This window comes from Flavobacterium sp. PL002 (assembly GCF_054165825.1).
The window spans coordinates 2,594,534-2,619,074 of sequence record NZ_CM135110.1; the positions used below are offsets into that span (position 1 = coordinate 2,594,534).

Below are 24,541 nucleotides of genomic sequence, written 5' to 3' on the forward strand. Positions count from 1 at the left end.
CTTTATTTTTAAACTAAATTAATAGTACAAAGAACGGTATTAATATGGGAATATAATAAAGGAATCTTTTAAAATAAAAGGGGTGGAGTAGTAATTTAGGTGTGTTTGCTAATTAATTTGTCAGCAATAATGGAGCAAGCTTCATCAAGCATGCTGTACACGTTTTCAAAACCATTTTCAAGTCCGTAGTAAGGATCTGGGACGTCTACATTTTCACCAGGAAATAATTCGTTCAAGATAATCTGGACTTTTTGTTTTTGTTCTGTATTATTCGCTAATGCAATGACATTATCATAATTAGATTTGTCCATTACGTAGATATAGTCAAAAACATCAAAGTCGGTTTTATTAAATTGCCTTCCTTTTTGTTTTGAAATGTCTAAATGGTGTGCTTTTGCAGTAGCGATAGAACGCTTATCTGGAGAGCTACCTATGTGCCAAGAACCAGTTCCTGCAGAATCTACAGAAAAATTATTTTCAGGAAGTTTTGCAGCTAATATTCCTTCGGCCAGTGGTGACCTACAAATATTACCTAAACAAACCATAAGAATTTTTACGGCCATGGAATTTTTAAAGCGTTAGTTTTTTATGAATATCGTCTACAAACTTTTTAAATTGTTTGTCAGTTGCAACTAAGTTATCGACAGTTTTGCAAGCGTGTAATACGGTTGCGTGATCACGATCACCTATTTGTGAACCTATGTTTGCTAAAGAAGCTTTTGTGAATTTCTTTGCAAAAAACATGGCTAACTGTCTTGCTTGAACAACGTGTCTTTTTCTTGTTTTTGATTGTAAAATCTCTAAATCTAATTGGAAATAATCCGAAACAATTTTCTGGATGTAATCAATAGAGATTTCGCGTTTTACATTTTTAACAAATTTTTCAACAACACTTTTAGCAAGATCAATTGTTACTTCTTTTTTATTGAAAGAAGATTGTGCAATTAAAGAAATGATGGCACCTTCTAACTCACGAACATTTGATTTAATGTTACTTGCAACGTATTCTATAATGTCTTCTGGAATTTCAACACCATCACGATACAAGATATTCTTTACGATAGAAATTCTAGTTTCGTAATCTGGTTGATGCAACTCAGCAGATAATCCCCATTTAAAACGGGATAGTAAACGTTGTTCGATATCTTGCATATCTACTGGCGCTTTGTCAGAAGTAAGGATTACTTGTTTTCCGTTTTGATGCAAGTAATTAAATATGTGAAAAAATACATCTTGCGTTCCTGATTTACCTGATAAAAATTGTACGTCGTCAATAATTAAAACATCAATAAGTTGGTAGAAGTGAATAAAGTCATTTCTATTGTTTTTCTTAACGGAGTCAATATATTGTTGCGTGAAAATTTCGGCAGATATATATAAAACCGTTTTTTCAGGATATTTGTCTTTTATTTCAACACCAATAGCGTGTGCTAAATGGGTTTTTCCTAAACCTACACCACCAAAAATAAGTAGCGGATTAAATGAAGTTCCACCTGGTTTATTGGCAACAGCCATACCTGCAGAACGCGCTAATCTATTGGAATCTCCTTCAAGGAAATTATCAAAGCTATAATTAGGATTTAATTGAGATTCAATTTTTAAATTTCTGATTCCTGGAATTACAAAAGGATTTTTTAATTCTGGATCTAAATTTTTAAAAGGAGCGTCTACATTTTGTGGTTTCATTGGAGCCCGATTTGCACTTGGTAACTGCTCCGTAAACGGTTGTTTATTACCATAAGTGTTCTCCATCTTGATTTTATAAAGTAACTTTGCGTTTTTACCAAGTTCTTTTGTCAAGGCAACTTTTAATAATTTTACATAGTGCTCTTCTAGCCACTCGTAAAAAAATTTACTAGGAACTTGAATATATAATGCGTTATCGGTAAGTTCAACTGATTTGATTGGTTCAAACCAAGTCTTATAAGCTTGGTCTTGAATGTTGTCTTTGATAAAAGACAAACAGTTTTCCCATACTGATTGAGCAGTTTTGTTCATAAATTCTATTAAATTATTTTATTTAGTAATCGTTGTAATGTTAAAAAAAACGGTTGAAATGTTCTTTTTTTTCGGGGTAACAAATATGTGAACAAAATTCTATAAAAAAAAATTATTAGTGGTTGAATTTGAACTAATAATGTTGTAAGTACAGTAAAAGTATCAAAAAATAATAGTCAAAAATAGTATAAAAATTATGAAAGAACACGAATTAAAAGTGCGAGTGAGGTACTCAGAAACAGACCAAATGGGCGTAGTTTACCATGGTAATTATGCACAGTATTTTGAGATGGGACGCGTGGAATGGCTTAGAAACCTTGGGATTTCTTATAAATGGATGGAGGAAAATGGAATCATGCTTCCTGTAGTTTCTTTAAATATGAATTACAAAAAACCAGCGCGCTATGATGATTTGTTAACGATTAAAACAATATTGAAAAGTCAGACTTCTGTGAAGATAGAATTTGACTACGAGATTTACAATGAACAAATGGAGTTATTAACAATTGCAAGTTCAGTTTTGGTTTTTGTAGATATGAAAACGGGTCGTCCAACTGCACCTCCAGAGTATGTAAATGAAAAACTATTGCTATTACAATAATGTATTAATTAGCGAAATGATTATTCCTTAATTTGTATGTCAATTTCGTACAAAGAATGAAAAATGTCGGCAATTTGTTCGGCATTTTTTTTTCTTATTTTGATCTCAATTATGCCTATTGGGAGTCCGGTTTCTTCTTTTATTTCCATTTCTTGAGTCACAATATCAAGGTTTTTTTCCTTGATTACACGCATCACTTTATTCATGTTTTTGTAATCAAAAGAGATTAAATAATGAATGTCAATCGTTTTTTCGATGATATCGCAACTTTCTAAGGTAATTTGTGCTGATGTTTTATAAGCAGAGATTAATCCTCCTACGCCTAGTTTTGTTCCTCCAAATAAGCGAACCACTATAACGACTGTATTGGTCACGTCAAACGACTGTAATTGTCCATAGATAGGCATTCCGGCACTATTGCTTGGTTCTCCATCGTCATTTGCGCGATAAGTAATTGTATCAGTACCTATTTGATACGCATAACAAAAATGGCCCGCATGAGGGTGTTTCTTTTTTAAAGTCTCAATAATGGGCTTTAACTCCTCCTCTGAAGAAATAGGGAAAGCATATCCAAAAAATTTACTGTTCTTTTCTTTAAGTAAAGTTTCTTCTGATTCGAATGCAATGGTGTTGTAAGTGTCTTTAATTTCCAATAGTTTTTTTAGATTATTTGTTTGCTAAATAAGTCTACAACGTCTTCTTGATACTTGTCTAAAATGATAAATACGTTCCCAAATCATCAATCATGATTGAATATTTTTATAAGTTCATCGTCAAGAATTGCAAATTTTTCTAGATTTTTCCTTGCTATTTCAGGAGCTGTAGTTCCTGTTTTAAAGGATACGTTTCCTATAAAGATGCGTGCTTCATCCCATAAATTAGCAGTTATAAATGTCTGTAAAGTTTGTCGGCCTCCTTCAATAATCACAGATTGTATTTTGTGTTTGTATAATACTTCGGTAACTTGAGACGCTATATTTTGTTCAAAGTCTATACTTTCAAAGAGGCAGTTTTCTTGTTCTGTTTCCGGTTTAGATTTTGATATAAAAATTGTTTTAACTTGATTGTCGAAAACATGGAGTGAGTTTGGAATTCTATTATTTTGATCTAAAACCACACGCACAGGATTAGCTCCTGTCCAATGTCTAACATCTAGTTTTGGGTTGTCATCAAGAACGGTTTGCGTTCCTACAAGAATGGCTTGCTCTTCACTTCGCCATTTATGTACTAATTGTCTAGAATAAGCATTTGTAATCCAAACCGGTTTTTGTTCGTCTTTATTTTCGGGAGCAATAAATCCATCATTGCTTTCGGCCCATTTTAAAATAATGTAGGGTCTTTTCTTTAAATGAAAGGTAAAAAAACGTTTGTTGAGTTGGTTGCATTCTTTTTCTAAAATACCTACAGTAACTTTTGCACCAGCGGCAACTAATCTCTTAATTCCGTTTCCTGCTACTTGAATGTTTGGGTCAACTGTACCAACCACTACGTACGGAATCTCATTTTTTATGATCAAATCACAACAAGGAGGTGTTTTTCCAAAATGGCTACAAGGTTCTAAACTAACGTAAATGGTTGCTTTTTTAAGCAGTGATTTATCTTTAACGGAGTTTATTGCGTTTACTTCGGCATGCCCTTCCCCCGATTTTTTATGCCAGCCTTCACCAATTATAGTATCATTATAAACAATAACGCTACCCACCATAGGGTTTGGGTAGGTAGTTCCTAAACCGTTTTTGGCTAAGGCAATGCAACGCTCGATGTATTTTTCATGTATATTCACAATGCAAAAGTAATTATTTTTAGGCTGAAGCCGAAGGATTAACATTAGTTTTGAAACTACAGTAAATTACAACAAACTATTTCTATTTTTGTCCTATTATAATTAAGTAGTAGATAATGGAGAATTGTATTATTAGAAAAATTGAAAAAAAAGACAATCAAGCCGTAGCAGCTTTGATACGTGCTGTTTTTGACGAAATGAATATTCCAAAAGTAGGAACTGCGTATGAAGATCCTTATTTGGATTTAATGTTTGAAGAATATAGCAAACCAAAATCAGTTTATTATGTACTTGAAAAAGAGGATAAGATTGTAGGTGTAGCCGGAATTGCACCCTTAGAAAATGAAGCAGAATCCATTTGTGAATTGCAAAAAATGTATTTTCTGCCAGAAACAAGAGGATTAGGTCTTGGTGCTAAAATGATGGATACTTGCTTAAAAAATGCAAAAGAGATGGGGTTTGAAAGCTGTTATCTAGAAACAATGCCTTTTATGCTTGGTGCTCAAAAATTATATAAAAAATCAGGTTTTGAATACATTGATGGTCCAATGGGAAGTACGGGACATACCTCATGCCCAATTTGGATGTTGAAAAAACTATAAGTAAATGAATTATGAATCTTGGATTTATAAAGCAATAGAAATAAAATGAAAATTAAACAGTATCGAGACCAGTTTATTCAAGCACTTTCTCCTATACACGGTGAAGACGAAGCGGAGAGTTTCTTTTATTTAATATTAGAAGATAAAAACCAATTGAAAAGAATTGATTTGGCTCTGCAGCCAGACTTAGTATTTTCTCAAGAAGAATTAGTGATTTGGAACACGCTTTTAGAACAATTAAAATTAGAAATTCCAGTGCAGTATTTGCTGGGAAACACTAGTTTTTACGGATTAGAATTTGAGGTAAATGAACACGTTTTGATTCCGAGATCAGAAACTGAAGAATTGGTTGAGTGGATTGTAAGCGACTGTTTGAATAGATCAGAAATAAAGAGTTTGAAAATTCTAGATATTGGTACAGGTAGCGGATGTATTGCTATTGCTTTAGCTAAGAACGTTCCAAATGCTCAAGTTTTTGCAATTGATGTTTCGGAGAATGCTTTGGCTACAGCCAAGATGAACGCCGCAAATAATGATGTTAAAGTCACTTTTTTACTGCAAAATATCCTTGAAACCAAAGATTTAAACCAACAGTTTGATATTATCGTTTCTAATCCTCCTTATGTTCGAAATTTAGAAAAGCAGGAAATTAAAAAGAACGTTTTAGACAATGAACCTCATTTAGCACTTTTTGTAGAAGATGATGATGCTCTAATTTTTTATCGAAAAATAGCTGAGCTTGCCCAGAAAAATCTAGCTCCAAGCGGGCAGTTGTATTTTGAAATTAATCAATATTTAGGTGAAGAGACGGTTGCTTTGCTGGGTGAATTGCAATTTAAAAACACCCAGCTGCGCAAAGATATTTATGGAAACGACCGCATGACAAAAAGCAGTTTGTAATAGTTATTGATCTCTATTCGTAGCGCAAAGATTCAATGGGGTCTAGTTTAGACGCTTTTAAAGCAGGGTATAATCCTGAAATAATGGCAACAATAAAACTAGTGATAAATGCAGCAAGCATTGCCATCCACGGAATCACAAACACAAATCCCATTGCAGTTGCAATACCAAAACCAATAAGGACACCAAAAATAATTCCTACAATTCCACCTAATTGGCCTATTATTAAAGTCTCTATGAAAAATTGGTAAGCAATTGTACTTCTTTTTGCTCCAAGTGCTTTTCTTACTCCTATTTCACGAGTCCTATCGGTTACGGATACAAACATGATGTTCATTAATGCTATTGAAGAACCTAATATGGTAATGATACCAATGAACCAAGAGGCGATTCCTAAATATTGTGTGATGCTTAGGATTCGATTTATCAAATCATCGGAACGAACAATACCAAAGTTATTGTCTTTTATAGGGCTCAACTTTCTTACCCTACGCATGGTGCTATTGGCATTATCAATGGCTTCTTCAAGAAATTGCTTGTTAGAAACCATGACACTCATCGTGTAGTTAATATTAGGTGCGGTAAATAAAGATCGCGCGACTTGTATAGGAATTAGGACACGTAAATCTTGGCTGTTGCCAAAAGTAGACCCCTTTTCTTTTAAGATTCCTATTACTTTAAAACGAGCACCACGAATCGAAATTATTTTATCAATTGGATTGATATCTTTTAATAATCCTTTTCCAAAATCAGAACCTACAATACAAGAATAGGTATTGTTACTAATATCAAAATTGGTAAAATTACGTCCTAAGTCAGTTTCTAATCCAGAATTAGTTAAGAAGAATTCGTCTACACCTAGAACTGATATTTCTGGATCTGTTTTGTTAGCTTCATATTTTACCTCAGCAGATGAAGTTGCTGTAAATGAAACGGATGTTTCGGTAAAAGGGTATTTGTATTTATTCTTGAATGCTACTGCTTCAGGATAGGAAATTATGGGATTGATTACTTCTCGCTCATCGCCACCACGTCTACGAGTGGTGTTTTCATATTGCTTTATATTGAAGGTATTGGCACCCATAGAGGCGAAATCGGAAGAAATAGTATTCTCCAATGCCGAAACAACGGTTAGGATACCAACCAAAGCGGTAATTCCTATAGCAATAATAATTACGGTAAGAATAGTTCTTAGCATTTGAGTTCTAATGGAACCTATAGCAATCCGTACATTTTCTTTGAATAAATTTAGCATCATACTAGTTTGACACGAAAATACAATTTTTGTTACAAGTTTGTTTTACAAGAAGTGTTTTTTATTTTATAAATAAGAAATTTACTGTTTAAAAATTGCATATTTGTTTGATTTCTAGAAATTTAATTTACAAATTTAAAAAATGAATAACATCTTTTTTACTCTTTGCTGTCTCGTTTTTATCAGCAGTGTAGGACGCTCACAGGTTTTCAATGTTAACAAATTAATTGTTGATAAAGAGACAAAATTTCCTTTAGAAAATGTTAGCGTTTCTAATGATATTGATAACTCCTCAACAAATCATGAAGGTTTTTTTATTTTTAATTCCAGCAAAAATGAAATTAATTTTAATTTATTAGGTTACAACTCCATTAAAAGTACTTTCGATGCTATAGCAAAAAAGGACACTATTTTTATGGAATCCAAAGCTTTTATATTAGATGAAGTACTTGTTTCGAATGTTGAGCCTTTTATGAAAAAAGTATATGATAAAATGAGCGATAATTTTATCAAGGAATATACTGCCAATTTCTTTTTAAGGAGTGTATTGAAAAATGAGGATAGCATTATTATTTTACAAGATATTCAGGGTAAAAGAGGGAGGTATGATAACTCAAAAAATCCTTATGACATCGAGGTCTTAAATATGAGAAAGACAAGTTTATTCGAAAAAAAGAATGCTATCGATTTTACATTGCCTGACTTTAATCAGTTTTTTAGCCCGCCAATACCAGTTAGAGAAAAAACAAATTTTACGGAGGTAATTTATAATGATGCTGATTTTCGAAAAATAGTATTTGAAGGAAAAGAGAAAGATACTTGGGGGCAGACGCTCAAAGGTTATTTTATTATCAATAAGAATGACTATGCTATCGTGGAGCATTATATCTCACTTTATGATAATCCTGATCTAATACCCTATGTAAAATTCACATTGTCGAGTATGCGCTATAAAACAACAAACTATGAGCGATTTTTTAGTTACAGTAAAAATGAAATTTTAAATAAATATTATTTAAAAAGTTCAAAACTTAATACGCAGTTAGAAGTTTTGAGAAATAAAAAAGATACAAAACCAGCTTATTGTGATTTCTCAATGGACTATTTTATAACTAATGCAGTAACTCGCGATAAGGTGGAATCTAATTTCTCTGTTGATAAAGATGTATTCAAGGCTAAGTTTCCTTATTCGGCCGATTTTTGGAACAATCAAAATCAACTACCATTAACAACGGAATTAAAAGTATTTTTGAAAAAAGTATCTCAAAATAAAGATAAAAAGAAGGAATTTGAGATAATAGGGAATTTCTAAAAATGTTTATTTAAAAAATTAGATATTTGCAGTCCTATTTATGAAGTTAAAATAAAAAACAGTGGTTTCAATAATCGGTTTTAGTTTGTAATTCATAATATATCATTTAAAATTCATAACTTATTATAATGGCATCAAAACCAAGTATACCAAAAGGGACAAGAGATTTTTCGCCTACTGAAGTGGCAAAGCGTCAATATATCATGCAGATTATTAGAAGTAATTTCGAAAAATTTGGTTTTCAACCCATCGAAACTCCTTCTTTTGAAAACTCCGATACTTTGATGGGGAAATATGGAGAAGAAGGAGATCGTTTGATTTTTAAGATATTAAATTCAGGTGATTATTTGGCGAAAGCCAATGAGGCTCATTTAGAAAGCAGAGACAGTACAAAATTAACATCAAGTATTTCAGAAAAAGCGTTACGTTATGACTTAACAGTTCCGTTTGCAAGATACGTGGTGCAGCACCAGAATGACATAGAGTTTCCTTTCAAAAGGTATCAAATTCAGCCAGTTTGGCGTGCTGACCGTCCGCAAAAAGGACGTTTTAGAGAATTTTTTCAGTGTGATGCTGATGTGGTTGGATCTACTTCATTATGGCAGGAAGTAGAATTAGTGCAATTGTATGATACTGTTTTTACGGCTTTAGGATTAGAAGGTGTTACAATAAAAATCAATAACAGGAAAATATTATCTGGAATTGCTGAGGTAATTGGCGCTTCGGATAAGTTAATTGACTTTACTGTAGCTCTAGATAAACTGGACAAGATAGGCGAGGACGGAGTGAAAAAGGAAATGATTGAAAAAGGAATCACTGCAGATGCAATTGAAAAAGTGCAGCCTTTATTCCATTTTACGGGAACGATTTCTGAAAAAATAACCCAATTATCACAACTTTTAGCGGCTTCAAATGAAGGGATGAAGGGAGTAGAAGAATTGCGTTTTATATGTGATAATGTGTCTAAATTGGGATTAGATACAGCTATTTTAGATTTAGATGTAACCTTAGCTCGTGGATTAAATTATTATACAGGAGCTATTTTTGAAGTGGCTGCGCCAAAAACTGTTGCTATGGGGTCCATTGGTGGCGGTGGAAGGTATGATGATTTGACGGGTATTTTTGGTTTGAAAAACATGAGTGGTGTTGGGATTTCATTTGGTTTAGACCGAATTTATTTGGTTGTAGAAGAGTTGAATTTATTTCCAGAAACAGTTACAGCTGCAACAAAAGCATTGTTTATTAATTACGGAGATAATGAAGCTTTGTATGCAATGCAAGCCATTAAAAAATTAAGAGCTGCAGGAGTTAAAGTAGAGTTGTATCCAGATAGTGCCAAAATGGCTAAACAGTTTCAACATGCCGACAGGAGAAATATACCTTATGCAGTAATCGCTGGAGATAAAGAAATGGAGACCAATAGTTATTCTTTAAAAAACCTAGCTTCTGGAGAACAGCATGTGGTTGATTTTGAGAAGTTAAAGGCAGCGTTGCTGTAGTGACAATAGGGAATATGGTTATATTAAAAAAAGCTTTGTTATTACAACAAAGCTTTTTTTGATATAGGGTAATCACGAATTAATAATTAGGGCAAAACCAATCTTAATTTTTTAGTAGATCATAAAATCTAAATTTGGATTAGAATCGAAAACAAACATATCGAAATTTAGGTTAAACAATCTTAAAATTATATTAAATTTTTATTTATTGCTAAAAAATACGGTTATTAATACGAATAGGTTAAAAGTGACTGTGTTTTAAAAATTATCGTGACAATTTGACATTTTTTAAGAATTGGCAGTACTTTTGCCTTCCAAAGAAAAGTGCAAAAAATGAAGTTTAAGAATATATTTAAAAATACTAGTAATATGGCTACTGAAAATACAGATATCGATCAAAAATTAGAAGATGTAACGATTGAGAACAATGCTAATGAGGAACAAGTTGTTGCCGAAGAATTAACTGTTGAAGAGCAATTAACGAGAGACTTAGCACAAGAGAAAGATAAGTTTTTGAGATTGTTTGCTGAGTTTGAAAATTACAAAAGACGTACTACAAAAGAACGTATTGAGTTGTTTAAAACGGCAAATCAAGAGGTTTTACTAGCAATGTTACCTGTTCTTGATGATTTTGATAGAGCAATGATTGAAATTTCTAAATCAGAAGATGAGGTAATGACTAAAGGTGTTGAGCTTATTCATGAGAAATTGAAAAGTACTTTAGTGACTAAAGGATTAGAAGTTGTTGATGTAAAAGCAGGTGATCCATTTGATGCTGATTTTGCTGAAGCAATTACTCAAATTCCAGCACCTACTGATAAAATGAAAGGTAAAATTGTAGATGTTCTTGAAAAAGGATACAAATTAGGTGACAAGATTATTCGTTTCCCTAAAGTAGTAATAGGACAATAGAGACACAATAAGGACATTATTACAGGTCTTTAATAGTATATCTAAAGAATCCTGACATCAGTTTGTGGTTCAACATAATAAAATTAAAATGAAACAAGATTTTTACGAGATATTAGGTATTTCTAAAAATGCAGATGCTGCAGCAATTAAGAAAGCCTACAGAAAAAAAGCATTAGAATACCATCCTGACAAAAACCCTGGAGACAAATCGGCAGAGGATAAGTTTAAAGTTGCTGCAGAAGCCTATGAAGTTTTAAGTGATCCAAGCAAAAAAGCGAAGTACGACCAGTATGGACATCAAGCATTTGATGGTTCTGGTGGTTTTGGCGGAGGCGGAGGTCAAGGCGGCATGAACATGGACGATATCTTTAGTCAGTTTGGTGATATTTTTGGTAGCGCTTTTGGTGGTGGTGGCGGATTTGGAGGCGGAGGCGGTGGTCAACGCAGAACCAAAGGAAGTAACCTACGTATCAAAGTAAAATTAACACTAGAAGAAATTGCTAATGGTGTTGAGAAAAAAGTAAAAGTTAAACGTAAAGTACAAGCACCTGGGGTTTCTTATAAAACTTGTGGTACTTGTAATGGTCAAGGGCAGGTAATGCGCGTGACTAATACAATTTTAGGTAGAATGCAATCAGCTTCTACTTGTCCTACTTGTGGTGGTTCTGGTCAAATTTTAGATAAAAAACCTACTGAAGCAGATGCTCAAGGAATGATTCTAGAAGATGAAACTGTTTCTATCAAGATTCCTGCTGGAGTTGTTGACGGGATGCAATTAAAAGTTTCTAACAAAGGAAACGATGCTCCAGGAAACAGTGTTCCAGGGGATTTAATTGTAGCTATTGAGGAGTTAGAGCATGAATTCTTGAAACGTGAGGGAGAGAATTTACATTATGACTTATACATTAGTTTTGCTGAAGCTGTTTTAGGTGTTTCTAAAGATATCGAAGCAGTAAATGGTAAAGTGAGAATTAAATTAGAAGACGGAATCCAATCAGGAAAAATCCTTAGATTAAAAGGTAAAGGTATTCCAAGTATTAATGGCTACGGTAACGGGGACTTATTAGTACATGTGAATGTCTGGACTCCTAAAACATTAAATAAAGAACAAAAACAATTTTTTGAGAAAAATCTTGAAGATGATAATTTTGTTCCAAATCCTGAAAAGTCAGATAAATCATTTTTTGAGAAAGTAAAAGATATGTTTTCTTAAATATGAATTTAGTATAGAAAGAATCTTGTATTCGTTTCTTCTAAAATATAATTCCCATCCTTGTGAAAATAAGGATGGGTTTTTTTATGGAGAATCATAAAGATTTCGCTACTAATTATTTACTTTTACACAGCCGCGGGATTTGTTTAATCTCACTGCGGAAATAAATTTAAAATTCAGTATGAGTAACTTACTTGAAGTTAATAAAGTGGTTAAGCAATACGGTGATTACGTAGCGCTTAACGAAGTCTCCTTGACTGTTCCTAAAGGCAGTATTTACGGTCTTTTAGGCCCTAACGGAGCTGGAAAAACGTCCCTAATTAGAATCATAAATCAAATTACTTTGCCTGATAGTGGCGAAATAATTCTTGATGGTGAAAAACTACAGCCCAAACACGTACAATATATAGGGTATCTTCCTGAAGAAAGAGGGTTGTATACCAGTATGAAAGTAGGGGAGCAATGTTTGTATTTGGCTCAAATGAAAGGATTGTCTAAAGCCGAAGCAACAAAGCAGCTACACTATTGGTTTGACCGATTGGGAATTCAAGGATGGTGGAATAAAAAAATTCAAGAACTTTCTAAAGGAATGGCACAAAAGATTCAGTTTGTAGTTTGTGTTTTGCACAAGCCTAAATTGCTAATTTTTGATGAACCTTTCTCTGGTTTTGATCCCGTTAATGCAAATATTATAAAAGATGAAATTCTGGCATTAAGAGAGGAAGGAGCTACGATTATATTCTCTACACATCGTATGGAGAGTGTCGAGGAATTGTGTGACCATATTGCTTTAATTCATAAGTCAAACAAACTGATTGAAGGAAAACTAGATGCCGTAAAAAGAGATTATAGAACAAATAGTTTTGAAGTAGGAATCCTATCAAGTAATGTAGAGCAATTAATGTATGCGCTTACGCAAAAGTTTACTGTTGCTCCTGCAAATTTTAAATCGTTAAATAACGAGTTAAAACTAGAAGTGCAATTAGGAAACGGAATGCCTAATGAGTTATTGAATATCTTGACTCAGCAAGGACAAGTCACTCATTTTGTTGAAAAAATCCCTACAGTAAACGATATTTTTATTCAAGCAGTAAGCGAGAAATAAGCAGTATTATAAATTTCATAATCCATATTCAGTTTGGGTTTTTATATTTGATAATTTAAAATTATGAGCATCATATCATTAATCATAAAAAGAGAGTTTGTTGCAAAAGTGCGCAATAAATCCTTTATTGTAATGACTTTTTTAAGTCCGCTATTATTTGTCGCTATTGCTGCATTTATAGGATATTTAGGTTCTATGAAAGCCGATACAAAGCGTATTGCAATTCACGATGAATCGGGTTTATTTGTAAAGGAATTTACAACTAAAAACAAAGTTGATAAAAGCTATAAGTACCTTGATCTCACTTCGGTTCCTGTAAGTGCGCTCAAAGATAGTATTACAAAAGAAAGCTTTGAAGGTTTACTCGTTATTCCTAAAACGACTTCTATTACAGATTTAGAGTCTAAAATTCAATTTGTTTCAAACAGCAGTCCTAGTATTGTGTTCATTGAAAAAGTACAGAATACGGTTGCTAATAAGCTGACTAATATCAATCTTCAAAAAGCAAGTTTGGATACCCTTGCTATTCAAAAAGCACAATCAAAGGTAAGTATCAGTCTTACTAAAGCTTCTGGAGAAGCTAGTTTAAAAGGGCTTAACGAAATTAAAATCGCCATAGGTGGTGGTTTTGGTTATCTTATTATGATGTTTATCATTATCTATGGTAACATGGTAATGCGAAGCGTAATCGAAGAAAAAACGAACCGTATTATCGAAATCATTATTTCCTCGGTTAAGCCATTTCAATTAATGATTGGTAAAATCATTGGAACATCATTAGCTGGGATTTTGCAATTTTTCATTTGGGCAATAATTGGGTTGTCATTAATGTTTGCGGCTTCTATATTTTTTGGAGTCAACGTAGGACCAACTGCAAAAGTACCACCCGAAATGCTAAACGAAGCGCAACAACAATTTACAAGTACTGCGCAAATGTATATTATGGAATTGTGGAATCTACCTATCGCAACAATCTTAATTAGTTTTGTCGTTTATTTTATAGGCGGATACTTTTTATACAGCTCATTTTATGCTGCTATTGGCGCTGCGGTAGATAATCAAACCGACTCTCAGCAATTTTTATTACCTATTATAATGCCATTAATGTTAAGTGTTTATGTTGGGTTTTTTAGTGTAATCAATGATCCGCACGGCACAGTAGCTGTTGTGTTTTCAATGATTCCGCTTACTTCTCCAATCGTGATGCTCATGCGTATTCCATTTGGCGTACCTTTGTGGGAAATTGCAATATCAGTAACACTATTATTTGCAACTTTCTTTGGTGTTGTTTGGTTCGCAGCAAAAATATACCGAGTGGGAATATTAATGTACGGAAAAAAACCAAGTTGGAAAGAGTTATACCGTTGGTTGAAATACACGGGATAAAAAACCGTAGTATTAAGCGCTATTATTATTGATATAAAGCTGAAAATAAAAAGGTTTTGGAGCGAATGGCTTGGTTTTTGTCAGTATACACAGTACCTGCTGTCCCCTTTATCTTTCCATCCCGTCCCGAGTTATCGGGAGCGGGATTACAAGGATGCCGGCTCCATCAGGGCTAGATCGCAAGCAATAGGTTTGTTAATTGTGTATTTAGATAAAAATTTAGGAAGCAACAATCAAGCAAAGAATAACCGAATAATATATATAAAACATGCCAAAAATACTAATCATAGAAGACGAAGCAGCGATACGTAGAGTATTAACAAAAATTCTATCAGAAGAAAATGATACCTACGAAGTAGAAGATGCAGAAGATGGTATTATAGGTTTTGAAAAAATAAAAAACAACGATTACGATCTAGTACTTTGCGATATCAAAATGCCAAAAATGGATGGTGTTGAATTACTAGAAGAAGTAAAAAAAATAAAACCCGAAATCCCAATGGTAATGATCTCAGGTCATGGCGATATGGAAACGGCAATAAATACCATGCGAATGGGAGCTTTTGATTATATCTCAAAACCACCAGATTTAAACCGATTGTTAAATACGGTACGAAACGCATTAGATAAAAAACAACTCGTAGTTGAGAATAAGATTTTAAAGAAAAAAGTCAGTAAAAACTACGAAATGGTAGGGGAGAGTGAAGCAATCAATTTAATCAAAGTGATGATTGATAAAGTAGCTGAAACCGAAGCTAGAGTTTTAATTACAGGTCCTAACGGAACCGGAAAAGAACTAGTTGCGCACCAATTACATGAAAAAAGTGAGCGCGCCGCTTTTCCTTTGATCGAGGTGAATTGTGCTGCGATTCCTAGCGAATTAATAGAAAGTGAATTGTTTGGCCACGTAAAAGGGGCGTTTACTTCTGCCGTGAAAGATCGCGCTGGTAAGTTTGAAGCTGCTGACAAAGGAACTATTTTCTTAGATGAAATTGGCGATATGAGTCTTTCGGCTCAAGCCAAAGTGTTGCGTGCTTTGCAAGAGAGTATGATAACAAGAGTAGGAGCAGACAAAGACATCAAAGTAGACGTACGTGTGGTAGCTGCAACCAATAAAGATTTAAAAGTTGAAATTGCCGAAGGACGTTTCCGTGAGGATTTATATCATAGGCTTGCTGTAATATTGATAAAAGTACCGTCTTTAAATGAAAGACGTGATGATATCCCATTGCTTATTACGCATTTCACTAATAAAATTGCTTCAGAGCAAGGTACAGCAGTGAAGAAGTTTTCTAAAGATGCCATTAAGTTATTGCAAGAATACGATTGGACAGGAAATATTAGAGAATTGCGCAATGTTGTAGAACGCTTGATTATCCTTGGCGGAAGCGAAATATCAGAGAATGACGTAAAGCTTTTTGCATCAAAATAAAATAGAAATAAATTAATGATTTAAAATTCCGATTTTAAATCTTTCAATCATAGATAATGAAATTAAAAAAATTAAACGAAGGCTTAAAAGAATCTTTAATCAATAACGGTTTAACCGAAGCTAATATCTTGCAACAAGAAACATTTTCGACTATAAAAAGTGGTGCTGATTGTTTGATATTATCCCCTGCGGGAAGCGGAAGAACAACAACAATTGTAATTAATGTTATTCAGCAATTAGTAAAAGAGGGAGAGCAATCACCGCGTGCACTAATTGTAGTTCAAGACAAAGACAAAGTGCTTGAAATGCTGGCTATGTTTGAAAAATATGGCAAACATACTGATTTAACAGTGTTTGGTGTTCATGAAAAAGGTGACATGGAATATGATAAAAACTTTATTTCAGGAGGTATTGATGTGCTTGTAGGAACGCCAAGTAAATTGAGTGAGATGTTTACCACAGCGGGTTATAATGTCAACCGTCTAAAAATGTTTATCGTTGATGATGCTGATCCTATTTTAAAATTACGTCATGAAACGAGAATAATGCGTATTTCTAATAGTATCGTAAAAACGCAACGCATCATCTTTGCATCAGAACTTACCGATCGTATAGAATCTCTAGCAGATAAAATGCTTGATGAGCCTTTTGAATTCGACTTTGATGGTATTGAAGAAGAGGATGAGGATGATGAAGAAGAAAGTCAAGAAAAAGAATAGATTCAGTCATTAGATTTTAAAGATAAAGAATAAGTAATAAACGATAAATAAAAATGCTATGGGATTAATGAAAGTGTTTTCAGGGAGTGAAATTTTGGCTTTAGCCTTAAAAGAAAAAATTGAAGCTGTAAATGTAGATGTCTTGATGAAAGACAATATTCAATCGGGTCGATTGGCTGGTTTTGGTACTTCGGGTTCAGCAGTTGAATTATTTGTTCAAGAGACTGATTTTTCAAAAGTGAATCCTATTATTGAGGAGTTCAGATTAAATATCTAATATAAAAATTAGTATCGTAAAAAACCCTGACCGCATACTACGCGTATCAGGGTTTTTTACTTTAAAAAATAAAAGATGAAATATAAAATGTTAGTTTTAGATATGGATGATACGCTGTTAACAGATGATCATACTATTTCTAATGAGAATAAAGAGATGTTGGCTTTAGCCAAAGAAAAAGGAGTGTACATTATTTTAGCATCGGGACGTCCAACACCAGCGATGGTTAATTATGCTAGAGAATTAAGTTTGGATAATTCGTATATGATATCTTATAATGGCGCCGTTATTACGGATTTAAAAGAGGATAAAGTGATCTTTGAACAAATGCTAACCAAAGAGCAAATACACGAATTATATGATTACAGTGTAAAAAGTAAAACGGATATTATTACTTATTTGGACGGAAAAGTAGTAAGTGAAACCGACTCAAAGTATATAGATATAGAGCTAAATATAACAGGACTAGAACACAATAAAGTGACTAGCTTTAAGGAAACAGTGCAAACTGCTGCGGTAAAATGTATTTTGTTAGAAGAGCCATGCTATCTTAAAGAAGTCGAAAAAGACTTAAAAAGGGCTATGCCACATTTAAGCGTGAGTATGTCAAAGCCTTTTTTTCTAGAAGTTGCACAACACGGAATCGATAAAGCGGCAAGTATTAAAATAATAGCTCAGAAGCTTGGTATCCTTCAAAGCGAAATTATAGCTGTAGGAAATGCAGGAAATGACTTGACAATGATTGAATATGCCGGTTTGGGTGTTTGGGTGGCTAACGTGACACCGGAGTTAAAAGATAAGGCGGATGTGATTGTTGCCTCAAATAATGACCACGGTGTTGCTGAAGTAATAAAGCGTTTTATATTAAATTAAAACGGGTATTATTTTTTTGTAACTGATAGGAAATATTTGTTTCCATCACCCATTGATAATTTTACTCTCTCATCACATAAGTCAATTGAGAAATTAGCACTTTCGTAACATGAACAAGTAGTTTTTGAGTCTTTTGCCATTTCAGTTTCGCATTTACCAATTTTGTAATTTGTAAGTTGTGGAGTGTAAAAACGAACTAAATCAGTAGATGCTGTAACTAATGAGATGATGCTAGCGGAGTTGTCATTAGCAATTTTATATACAATGCGATCAGTATAGTTAATCTCATTAACTTTAGTTTTACGGATATAAGTGAAAGAAGTAGTTGCTCCTGCAGCAATCTTTTCTTCAAATTTAAAACCTAAGTTTCTTATCTCTAAATCAAATTTGGGTTGAGAGTTGTATGCTGCCCAGCTAGTAAGTGTACTTAAAGTAGGGAACGGGTTTGATTCCGTGATATTATTGTTTTGTGCTACTGTTAGTGTAATGCAAGAAAAAATTAAAAGAACTGATGCGTAAAAATTTTTCATAATTATAATGTTGTGGTATTTATAGAATTTTATAGATAAAATACTTTGTAAGTTTCAAAAATAAACCTTTTTTTTTAAAGTAAACGTTAGAAAAGACAATATGTTATTATTTCAAGCAATAATTTTAGGTGCATTTTATAAAAAGTACTTTTTTTTACTTTTTGTAATAGTTTTTAAATTTTCTTTACGTTTTTCAAACTTAATAAATTTAAAGGATTCATACCAAGTCCTGTAATATTTTTGCGAGTAAAACGGGCCACTTTGTCATAAAATAAAGGAATCACTGGTGCTTCACTGATTATGATGGCATCCATTTTTTGATATAATAAATAACGTTTTTCATTGTTAGTTTCTTTAAAGGCTAATTCATAAAGGCGATCAAATTCGGTGTTTTTAAAATGGGTGTAATTTGGACCTTCTGGTGAGAAGTTTTTACTATAAAAGAGAGAAAGGTAATTCTCCGCGTCAGGATAATCAGCAATCCAGCTCGCTCTAAAGAAAGTTACTTTTCCAGTAGCTATTGCTTGGCGCAAAGTAGATGGCGGACTAATGTCTACCTGAACATCTAAACCAATCTTTTGCCATTCGCGTTGTAAAAACTCTCCAATGTCAACATAGGAAGCATTTGTGCTCAATTGGATTACGGGCTTTCTATCACCAGTTGCTTTTTTGTATTCAAGAATGAGCTGCTTTGCTTTTTCGATATCATAGTTATAGCCCTTTGCATTATTAAAACTAGGCAGTCCCATAGGGATCATTCCGTTCACAGCGGGTGTTCCCATGTTGTTACGCAAATAGGTAATCATTTTTTGACGGTCAAAACCATAATTCATTGCTTGACGAATGCGTTTATCGAGTACTGCTTTATTGGTGCCATCCATTCTAAATCCTAAATACTCTGTGTTGAGGTAAGGTCCTGTAATTAAATTGACATCGTTTTTATACTTAGGTTGCAATTCTCCTACTTGAGTCAAAATCTCATCTTTATAAGAAGGATCTAATCCAGAAGTGAAATCGAGTTTTCCTTGGATAAACTGTAAAAACCCACTTTGTTTATCAGGCAAGAAAGTAATAGCTACGGCTTCTAAGTAGGGTAAATGATTTCCTTTTGCATCTTTCTCAAAGTACAAAGGGTTTTTTCGCAATACTAATTTTACGTTTTCCTCCCATAATTTAAACTGAAAAGGTCCTGTTCCTATTGGGTGTGCACGAAAATCACTTCCGTAAAAAGCAACAACTTCTTTAGGAACTACTGAGGCATATTTCATCGTCATTAATCCTAAAAATGCGGGGAAAGGTTTTATTAGTTTTATCTGGAATACACTATCATTTTGTGCTTTGATACTGGCTACATTTTGCAATACCCAGCCACCTGGCGAAGCAACTTTTTCATCTAATAAACGGTTTAGGCTATATTCAAAGTCAGATGCTTTTACAGTTCTTGTACTATCTTTCCCAAAAAGAATGTGTTTTTGAAAATAAATATCATTGCGTAAAGTAAAAGTATAGGTCATTGCATCAGGACTAATTATCCATGATTTAGCAATGTCAGGTTTAATATTTAAGCGGTCATCAAGTTGTACAAGTCCATTATAAATATGGTTACAAGCCCATATATTAGATTGTACTTTTGAGAAAGCAGGGTCGAGAGAAGTGATGTTTGAACTCTCATTATATCTAAAAACCAGATTATCATTAATTTGCTCGCGTTCTTTTCCGCAAGAAATAAATAATAAGGCAATACAAAATACAGATAGATAGCTGGTTATTGATTTCATTTTAAGGAATATTGTACGTAAATTTGCAAACTCTTTTTACAAAGATGTAAATATAATAAGTTACTACTTAAAACGTAGTTTATCCCTATGGAAAACAGAAAAAAAGTTGCCTTTTATACACTTGGATGCAAACTGAATTTTTCAGAAACATCTACTATTGCTCGAAATTTTCAAGATGAAGGTTTCGACCGTGTTGATTTTGAAGAAGTTGCTGATATGTATGTCATTAATACTTGTTCAGTAACCGAAAATGCTGACAAGCAGTTCAAACAAGTGGTTAAAAAAGCCATGAAATTAAATAATCAAGCCTTTGTTGCTGCCGTAGGTTGCTACGCGCAGTTAAAACCTGAAGAGTTAGCCGCAGTCGATGGTGTTGACTTGGTACTTGGTGCTACCGAGAAATTCAAAATTACCGATTATATCAACGACCTAAGTAAAAACGACATGGGTGAGGTTCACTCTTGTGAAATTGCTGATGCTGATTTTTATGTAGGATCTTATTCAATTGGTGATCGTACCCGTGCTTTTTTGAAAGTGCAAGACGGTTGTGATTATAAATGTACCTACTGTACGATACCATTAGCTAGAGGAATTTCCAGAAGTGACGAACTTGAAAATGTATTGAAAAATGCATCTGATATTTCTAAACAAGATATTAAGGAAATCGTGCTTACGGGTGTGAATATTGGTGATTATGGAAAAGGGGAATTCGGAAATAAAAAACACGAACACACTTTTCTTGAATTAGTACAAGCATTAGATAAAGTAGAAGGTATTGAGCGATTACGTATTTCGTCTATTGAGCCTAACTTATTGAAGAATGAAACAATAGAGTTTGTATCTAAAAGTAGAACGTTTGTTCCGCATTTTCATATTCCGTTGCAATCTGGAAGCAACGATATATTAAAATTAATGAAGCGTCGTTACCAGCGTGAAGTATATACGGAACGGGTGAATAAAATTAGAGAAGTAATGCCTCATGCTTGTATTGGTGTGGATGTTATTGTTGGTTTTCCTGGTGAAACCGATGAGCATTTCTTAGAAACTTACCATTTTATAAACGATATGGATATTTCGTACCTACACGTTTTTACTTATTCAGAAAGAGACAATACGGAAGCCGCAAATATGAGTGGAGTTGTTCCTGCAAATGTTCGTGCTAAGCGTAGTAAAATGATGCGTAGTCTATCTGTTAAAAAACGACGTGCTTTTTATGAAAGCCAGTTAGGAACAAATAGAACAGTTTTATTCGAAAGCGAAAATAAAGAAGGTTACATTCACGGATTTACTGAAAATTATGTAAAAGTAAAAACACCGTGGAATCCTGAATTAGTCAATACCTTACACCCTATCAATTTAACGAAAATTGATGATGACGGAAGCGTTAGAATGGAATTTATAGCGGTAGAAGCATAACATTTATTACGATAAAAATAGAAATCATTAAGGAATTAAGATAATTAAAGTAAAATTTAATACGCTTAATTACTTAATGGTTTTTTTATATTATTTGGTTTTAAAATGAGTTTTGATTACTAAATCTCAGCTGTTTCTTTTAAAATTTTGCCTCGTTAATTTAACTTTTTATATGAAGATTATTGACTACCTTTCTTATAATTATGAGGGCTTTCATTACACTGAAATAAACAATCAATGGCGGTTACTTTTTGACACAGAACTAAACAATAAAATTTAAAATCATGAAAAAATCATTATCAATATTTTTAGGAATATTAGTTTTTTCCTTAGTATGCAATACACGAGTTATGGCTCAAGAAAGTTCTAAACAAGAACAAAGTCAGGAACTAAAGATGGAAAAAGAAAATAAAGCAGCTGAGAAATCTAAAGAAATAGCGCTTAAGAAAGAATTAAAAGAAATTAAAAGAAGTAAGGCTAAAGCTGATAAAGAAGCAAGGGCAACTTTAAAAGCAGAAAAAGAAGCAACTAGATCAGCTGCTAAATCAGAAAAAGCAGCCAAGTCAGCAGCTAAAGCACAAAAATCTGCTGAGAGAGCTCAAAAACAAGCAGATAGAAGAACATCAAAAGCCAATAAAGCAGCCAAGTCAGCTGAGAAAGCTAGAAAAAAAGTAGAGAAAGAAGCAGCTAGAGCGAAAGAGGAAATGGTTAAAGAAAATTAACGATCACCTCTAAATTAGAGTAAAAATTATAAAGTAGGCTACTTTCATAACTACAAATAGGAATAACACTAAATAAAAAAGGGACTGTTCTAGTTTTAAGCTAAAACGGTCCCTTTTTTTAGGTGTAATTTATTATGGATTTGTAGACCAGATACCAGCATCTTTGATAAATACACGTCTGTTTAATTTTAATTGGGCTACAATTAATTCAGCAATATCCTCAGGTTGCATTACGTTTTCAGGATTACCATCCGTTAATTTTAAGTCTTTTGCCATTTCGGTAGCAACAGTACTTGGTGTTAAAGCAGTAACACGTATGTTATCTTTTCTAACCTCTTGCATCAATGATTCAGTTAATCCAAGAACAGCAAATTTAGAAGCACTATAAGCACTTGTTAAAGCATTTCCTCTTTGTCCTGCAGTAGATGAAATGTTGATGATATCACCAGTTTTTCTTTCGATCATGTTAGGCAATACCGCACGAGTTGTGTAGTAAGTTCCCATTAAGTTGACTTTAATAATGCGTTCCCATTCTTTAGGTTCTAATTCTAAGAACTTTCCAAAAGCAGCAATTCCGGCATTATTAATTAAAATATCGATAGTTCCAAATTCCCCAAGCGCTTTTGCAACAGCTTGATTAATCGAGTTCATGTCAGATACGTCAGCAGTAACAGCTAATGCTTTTACGCGTAATGAGCGTACTTTTGTCGCAACAGTTTCAATTTCATCTGCTGTTCTAGCTACTAGAATTACGTTTACACCTTCTTTTGCTAAAGCTAAAGCAATGGCTTTTCCAATTCCTTTTCCAGCGCCAGTAATTAAGGCATTTTTATTTTTTAAGTCGTTCATGTTGTTTCTGATTTTTCAATTGTGAATAGCAAAGTTAACGCATTAGATTTTTTTAACAGACATTCAAAAGTGAAAAAAATGATAAATAAGTCAATTTCTATTTTTACTTTTTATCGAAAAAAAAATAGTTGTGTAAGAGTTAGAATTCAGTTCTAAAATTTGGTTTACAGATTAAACAAAATCGTTTTACTTTTTATTATCGAAAGAAATTATCGAAACCTTGAAATTAGACAACTTTTAAGTGAAATTATGTAAAGAAAAATGCAGCCTAAATGTAGAATTTTACGACATAGAAAAATACACTTATGAAAAAATCAATCCTACTATTGAATATGGTTTTAGTTCTTTTTATTACATCATGTAAAAATAGCGAAGCTGAAGCTAATAAAGCAACAACTGCACCATCTGATACAATTGCTGATGAGGTAAAAGCACCAGAGCGTGTAGCGCCCAAAAGTATTTCTTACCAAATGGTGAAAACAAAAGACTGGTTGAAAGAAAAACAATCAGATAGTTTGCAACTCCGTGCTGCCTATGCACTGAATAGAACAGATGCCAAAAATCTAAAAACATTAGATTCTATTGTTGTTACTAATGATGCTACTGGCGATTTGGAATTTTATTTACCATTTCCGTTAGAAGTTGCTAGTTTGAAAGAAGTAAAAAAAATAATCTTTTTCTCGTATCCTACACAAACATTTGCAACCTATGAAAACGGTTATTTAATGCATACGGGACCAACTAATATGGGTAGAAAAAAAGATCAAACTCCTACAGGTTTGTTTTTTACAAACTGGAAAGCCGAAGAAACTACCAGTACATTTAATGACGAGTGGGATTTAAAATGGAATTTTAATATCGAAAATAAATTAGGTGTTGGTTTTCACGAATACAGTTTGCCCGGATACCCTGCTTCGCATTCCTGTTTACGTTTACAAGAAAGTGATGCTAAATATTTATACGAATTTGCAGATCAATGGGAACTAGCTGACAAAGAAAATGTAAAAGTTAAGGGAACAGCTGTAATTGTTTTTGGTACGTATGATTTTGACGGTCCAAAACCTTGGTTAAAAGTGGTTAAAGATCCTAAATCATTAACAATCTCTGAAGCTGATCTAGACAAAGTAGCTAAGCCATTTATAGCTAGTATTTTAAAAGAACAAAAAAATAGAGCAACTTTTGAAAGCGAAAAAAAATAGTTAAAAGCAAAAAACTCCTTTTGAAAAAAAGGAGTTTTTTTATGTTTATAGCTATGTAATTTATACTTTGTATCAATAGTCAGTTCGAGCGGAGTCGATAACTATTATTGTATCGTGATACATCAAAAAATACTTGCAAGGAGTTAAACTGGATTTCGTTTCATTAATAATAGCTATTAA

The 24,541-nt window shown here is 33.2% G+C and carries 24 protein-coding genes; 16 read left to right on the top strand and 8 right to left on the bottom strand.

Features of this window, described 5'->3' with window-relative positions; genetic code table 11:
* Positions 1-95 precede the first annotated feature (95 nt).
* Both ACVEGE_RS11365 and dnaA read right to left on the bottom strand, forming a co-directional pair.
* Positions 96-563, bottom strand: coding sequence for a low molecular weight protein-tyrosine-phosphatase (locus ACVEGE_RS11365; RefSeq protein ID WP_192500404.1), 468 nt, complete (start codon positions 561-563; stop codon positions 96-98).
* Positions 564-570: 7 nt separating this feature from the next.
* Positions 571-1,998 carry a chromosomal replication initiator protein DnaA gene (dnaA, locus tag ACVEGE_RS11370; protein ID WP_173854475.1) on the bottom strand — a complete coding sequence of 476 codons (1,428 nt, stop codon included), beginning with the start codon at positions 1,996-1,998 and terminating at the stop codon, positions 571-573.
* A 196-nt stretch (positions 1,999-2,194) separates the two neighbouring features.
* Here dnaA and ACVEGE_RS11375 point away from each other — a divergent pair, with 196 nt between their 5' ends.
* The gene (locus ACVEGE_RS11375; RefSeq protein WP_173856586.1) at positions 2,195-2,599 is read left to right on the top strand and encodes an acyl-CoA thioesterase; all 405 of its coding nucleotides are present in this window, start codon (positions 2,195-2,197) and stop codon (positions 2,597-2,599) included.
* Between the two features lie 20 nt (positions 2,600-2,619).
* On the opposite strand, the gene ACVEGE_RS11380 is transcribed toward ACVEGE_RS11375, so the two are convergent.
* Both ACVEGE_RS11380 and ribD read right to left on the bottom strand, forming a co-directional pair.
* Positions 2,620-3,252: an IMPACT family protein gene (locus ACVEGE_RS11380; RefSeq protein ID WP_192500403.1), complete on the bottom strand. Its 633-nt coding sequence runs from the start codon at positions 3,250-3,252 to the stop codon at positions 2,620-2,622.
* A gap of 86 nt (positions 3,253-3,338) precedes the next feature.
* Positions 3,339-4,382 (bottom strand): bifunctional diaminohydroxyphosphoribosylaminopyrimidine deaminase/5-amino-6-(5-phosphoribosylamino)uracil reductase RibD, encoded by a 1,044-nt coding sequence (gene ribD, locus ACVEGE_RS11385; RefSeq protein WP_192500402.1) that lies wholly within the window; start codon positions 4,380-4,382, stop codon positions 3,339-3,341.
* Between the two features lie 116 nt (positions 4,383-4,498).
* Here ribD and ACVEGE_RS11390 point away from each other — a divergent pair, with 116 nt between their 5' ends.
* Together ACVEGE_RS11390 and prmC are read left to right on the top strand one after the other, a co-directional pair.
* Complete coding sequence (locus tag ACVEGE_RS11390) at positions 4,499-4,984, top strand: GNAT family N-acetyltransferase (protein WP_192500401.1); 486 nt, start codon at positions 4,499-4,501, stop codon at positions 4,982-4,984.
* Between the two features lie 45 nt (positions 4,985-5,029).
* The gene (gene prmC / locus ACVEGE_RS11395) at positions 5,030-5,884 is read left to right on the top strand and encodes a peptide chain release factor N(5)-glutamine methyltransferase (protein ID WP_192500400.1); all 855 of its coding nucleotides are present in this window, start codon (positions 5,030-5,032) and stop codon (positions 5,882-5,884) included.
* A 13-nt stretch (positions 5,885-5,897) separates the two neighbouring features.
* Here prmC and ACVEGE_RS11400 read toward each other — a convergent pair whose 3' ends face one another.
* Positions 5,898-7,142: an ABC transporter permease gene (locus ACVEGE_RS11400; RefSeq protein ID WP_173854481.1), complete on the bottom strand. Its 1,245-nt coding sequence runs from the start codon at positions 7,140-7,142 to the stop codon at positions 5,898-5,900.
* A gap of 139 nt (positions 7,143-7,281) precedes the next feature.
* Between ACVEGE_RS11400 and ACVEGE_RS11405 the strand changes: the two genes are divergently transcribed.
* The 10 genes from ACVEGE_RS11405 to ACVEGE_RS11450 all read left to right on the top strand — a co-directional run bounded on the left by ACVEGE_RS11405 (position 7,282) and on the right by ACVEGE_RS11450 (position 17,867).
* A complete protein-coding gene (locus tag ACVEGE_RS11405; protein WP_192500399.1) occupies positions 7,282-8,451 on the top strand; it encodes a peptidase associated/transthyretin-like domain-containing protein in 1,170 nt (389 codons plus the stop codon).
* Between the two features lie 128 nt (positions 8,452-8,579).
* Entirely contained in the window at positions 8,580-9,950 is a 1,371-nt protein-coding gene (hisS, locus tag ACVEGE_RS11410) for a histidine--tRNA ligase (RefSeq protein WP_192500398.1), read from the top strand.
* 333 nt (positions 9,951-10,283) lie between these two features.
* Positions 10,284-10,862 carry a nucleotide exchange factor GrpE gene (locus ACVEGE_RS11415; protein ID WP_173854484.1) on the top strand — a complete coding sequence of 193 codons (579 nt, stop codon included), beginning with the start codon at positions 10,284-10,286 and terminating at the stop codon, positions 10,860-10,862.
* An 88-nt stretch (positions 10,863-10,950) separates the two neighbouring features.
* Positions 10,951-12,075: a molecular chaperone DnaJ gene (gene dnaJ / locus ACVEGE_RS11420; protein ID WP_192500397.1), complete on the top strand. Its 1,125-nt coding sequence runs from the start codon at positions 10,951-10,953 to the stop codon at positions 12,073-12,075.
* A 181-nt stretch (positions 12,076-12,256) separates the two neighbouring features.
* Complete coding sequence (locus ACVEGE_RS11425) at positions 12,257-13,180, top strand: ABC transporter ATP-binding protein (protein WP_173854486.1); 924 nt, start codon at positions 12,257-12,259, stop codon at positions 13,178-13,180.
* Positions 13,181-13,243: 63 nt separating this feature from the next.
* Positions 13,244-14,566 carry an ABC transporter permease gene (locus ACVEGE_RS11430; protein WP_192500396.1) on the top strand — a complete coding sequence of 441 codons (1,323 nt, stop codon included), beginning with the start codon at positions 13,244-13,246 and terminating at the stop codon, positions 14,564-14,566.
* Positions 14,567-14,834: 268 nt separating this feature from the next.
* Positions 14,835-15,998: a sigma-54-dependent transcriptional regulator gene (locus ACVEGE_RS11435; protein WP_173856593.1), complete on the top strand. Its 1,164-nt coding sequence runs from the start codon at positions 14,835-14,837 to the stop codon at positions 15,996-15,998.
* Between the two features lie 56 nt (positions 15,999-16,054).
* Positions 16,055-16,717 carry a DEAD/DEAH box helicase gene (locus ACVEGE_RS11440; RefSeq protein ID WP_192500395.1) on the top strand — a complete coding sequence of 221 codons (663 nt, stop codon included), beginning with the start codon at positions 16,055-16,057 and terminating at the stop codon, positions 16,715-16,717.
* 58 nt (positions 16,718-16,775) lie between these two features.
* A complete protein-coding gene (locus ACVEGE_RS11445; protein WP_173854490.1) occupies positions 16,776-16,994 on the top strand; it encodes a DUF2007 domain-containing protein in 219 nt (72 codons plus the stop codon).
* 75 nt (positions 16,995-17,069) lie between these two features.
* Entirely contained in the window at positions 17,070-17,867 is a 798-nt protein-coding gene (locus ACVEGE_RS11450) for a Cof-type HAD-IIB family hydrolase (RefSeq protein WP_192500394.1), read from the top strand.
* Between the two features lie 8 nt (positions 17,868-17,875).
* On the opposite strand, the gene ACVEGE_RS11455 is transcribed toward ACVEGE_RS11450, so the two are convergent.
* Together ACVEGE_RS11455 and ACVEGE_RS11460 are read right to left on the bottom strand one after the other, a co-directional pair.
* Positions 17,876-18,397 carry a hypothetical protein gene (locus tag ACVEGE_RS11455; protein WP_173856595.1) on the bottom strand — a complete coding sequence of 174 codons (522 nt, stop codon included), beginning with the start codon at positions 18,395-18,397 and terminating at the stop codon, positions 17,876-17,878.
* A gap of 173 nt (positions 18,398-18,570) precedes the next feature.
* Positions 18,571-20,175 carry an ABC transporter substrate-binding protein gene (locus ACVEGE_RS11460; RefSeq protein WP_192500393.1) on the bottom strand — a complete coding sequence of 535 codons (1,605 nt, stop codon included), beginning with the start codon at positions 20,173-20,175 and terminating at the stop codon, positions 18,571-18,573.
* Positions 20,176-20,262: 87 nt separating this feature from the next.
* Between ACVEGE_RS11460 and mtaB the strand changes: the two genes are divergently transcribed.
* Complete coding sequence (gene mtaB, locus ACVEGE_RS11465) at positions 20,263-21,591, top strand: tRNA (N(6)-L-threonylcarbamoyladenosine(37)-C(2))-methylthiotransferase MtaB (protein WP_173854494.1); 1,329 nt, start codon at positions 20,263-20,265, stop codon at positions 21,589-21,591.
* 284 nt (positions 21,592-21,875) lie between these two features.
* Positions 21,876-22,313 carry a hypothetical protein gene (locus tag ACVEGE_RS11470; RefSeq protein ID WP_458008539.1) on the top strand — a complete coding sequence of 146 codons (438 nt, stop codon included), beginning with the start codon at positions 21,876-21,878 and terminating at the stop codon, positions 22,311-22,313.
* Between the two features lie 132 nt (positions 22,314-22,445).
* Here ACVEGE_RS11470 and ACVEGE_RS11475 read toward each other — a convergent pair whose 3' ends face one another.
* Positions 22,446-23,162 (bottom strand): 3-ketoacyl-ACP reductase, encoded by a 717-nt coding sequence (locus tag ACVEGE_RS11475; RefSeq protein ID WP_192500103.1) that lies wholly within the window; start codon positions 23,160-23,162, stop codon positions 22,446-22,448.
* A gap of 305 nt (positions 23,163-23,467) precedes the next feature.
* Between ACVEGE_RS11475 and ACVEGE_RS11480 the strand changes: the two genes are divergently transcribed.
* A complete protein-coding gene (locus ACVEGE_RS11480) occupies positions 23,468-24,361 on the top strand; it encodes a L,D-transpeptidase (protein ID WP_192500102.1) in 894 nt (297 codons plus the stop codon).
* Positions 24,362-24,541 lie beyond the last annotated feature (180 nt).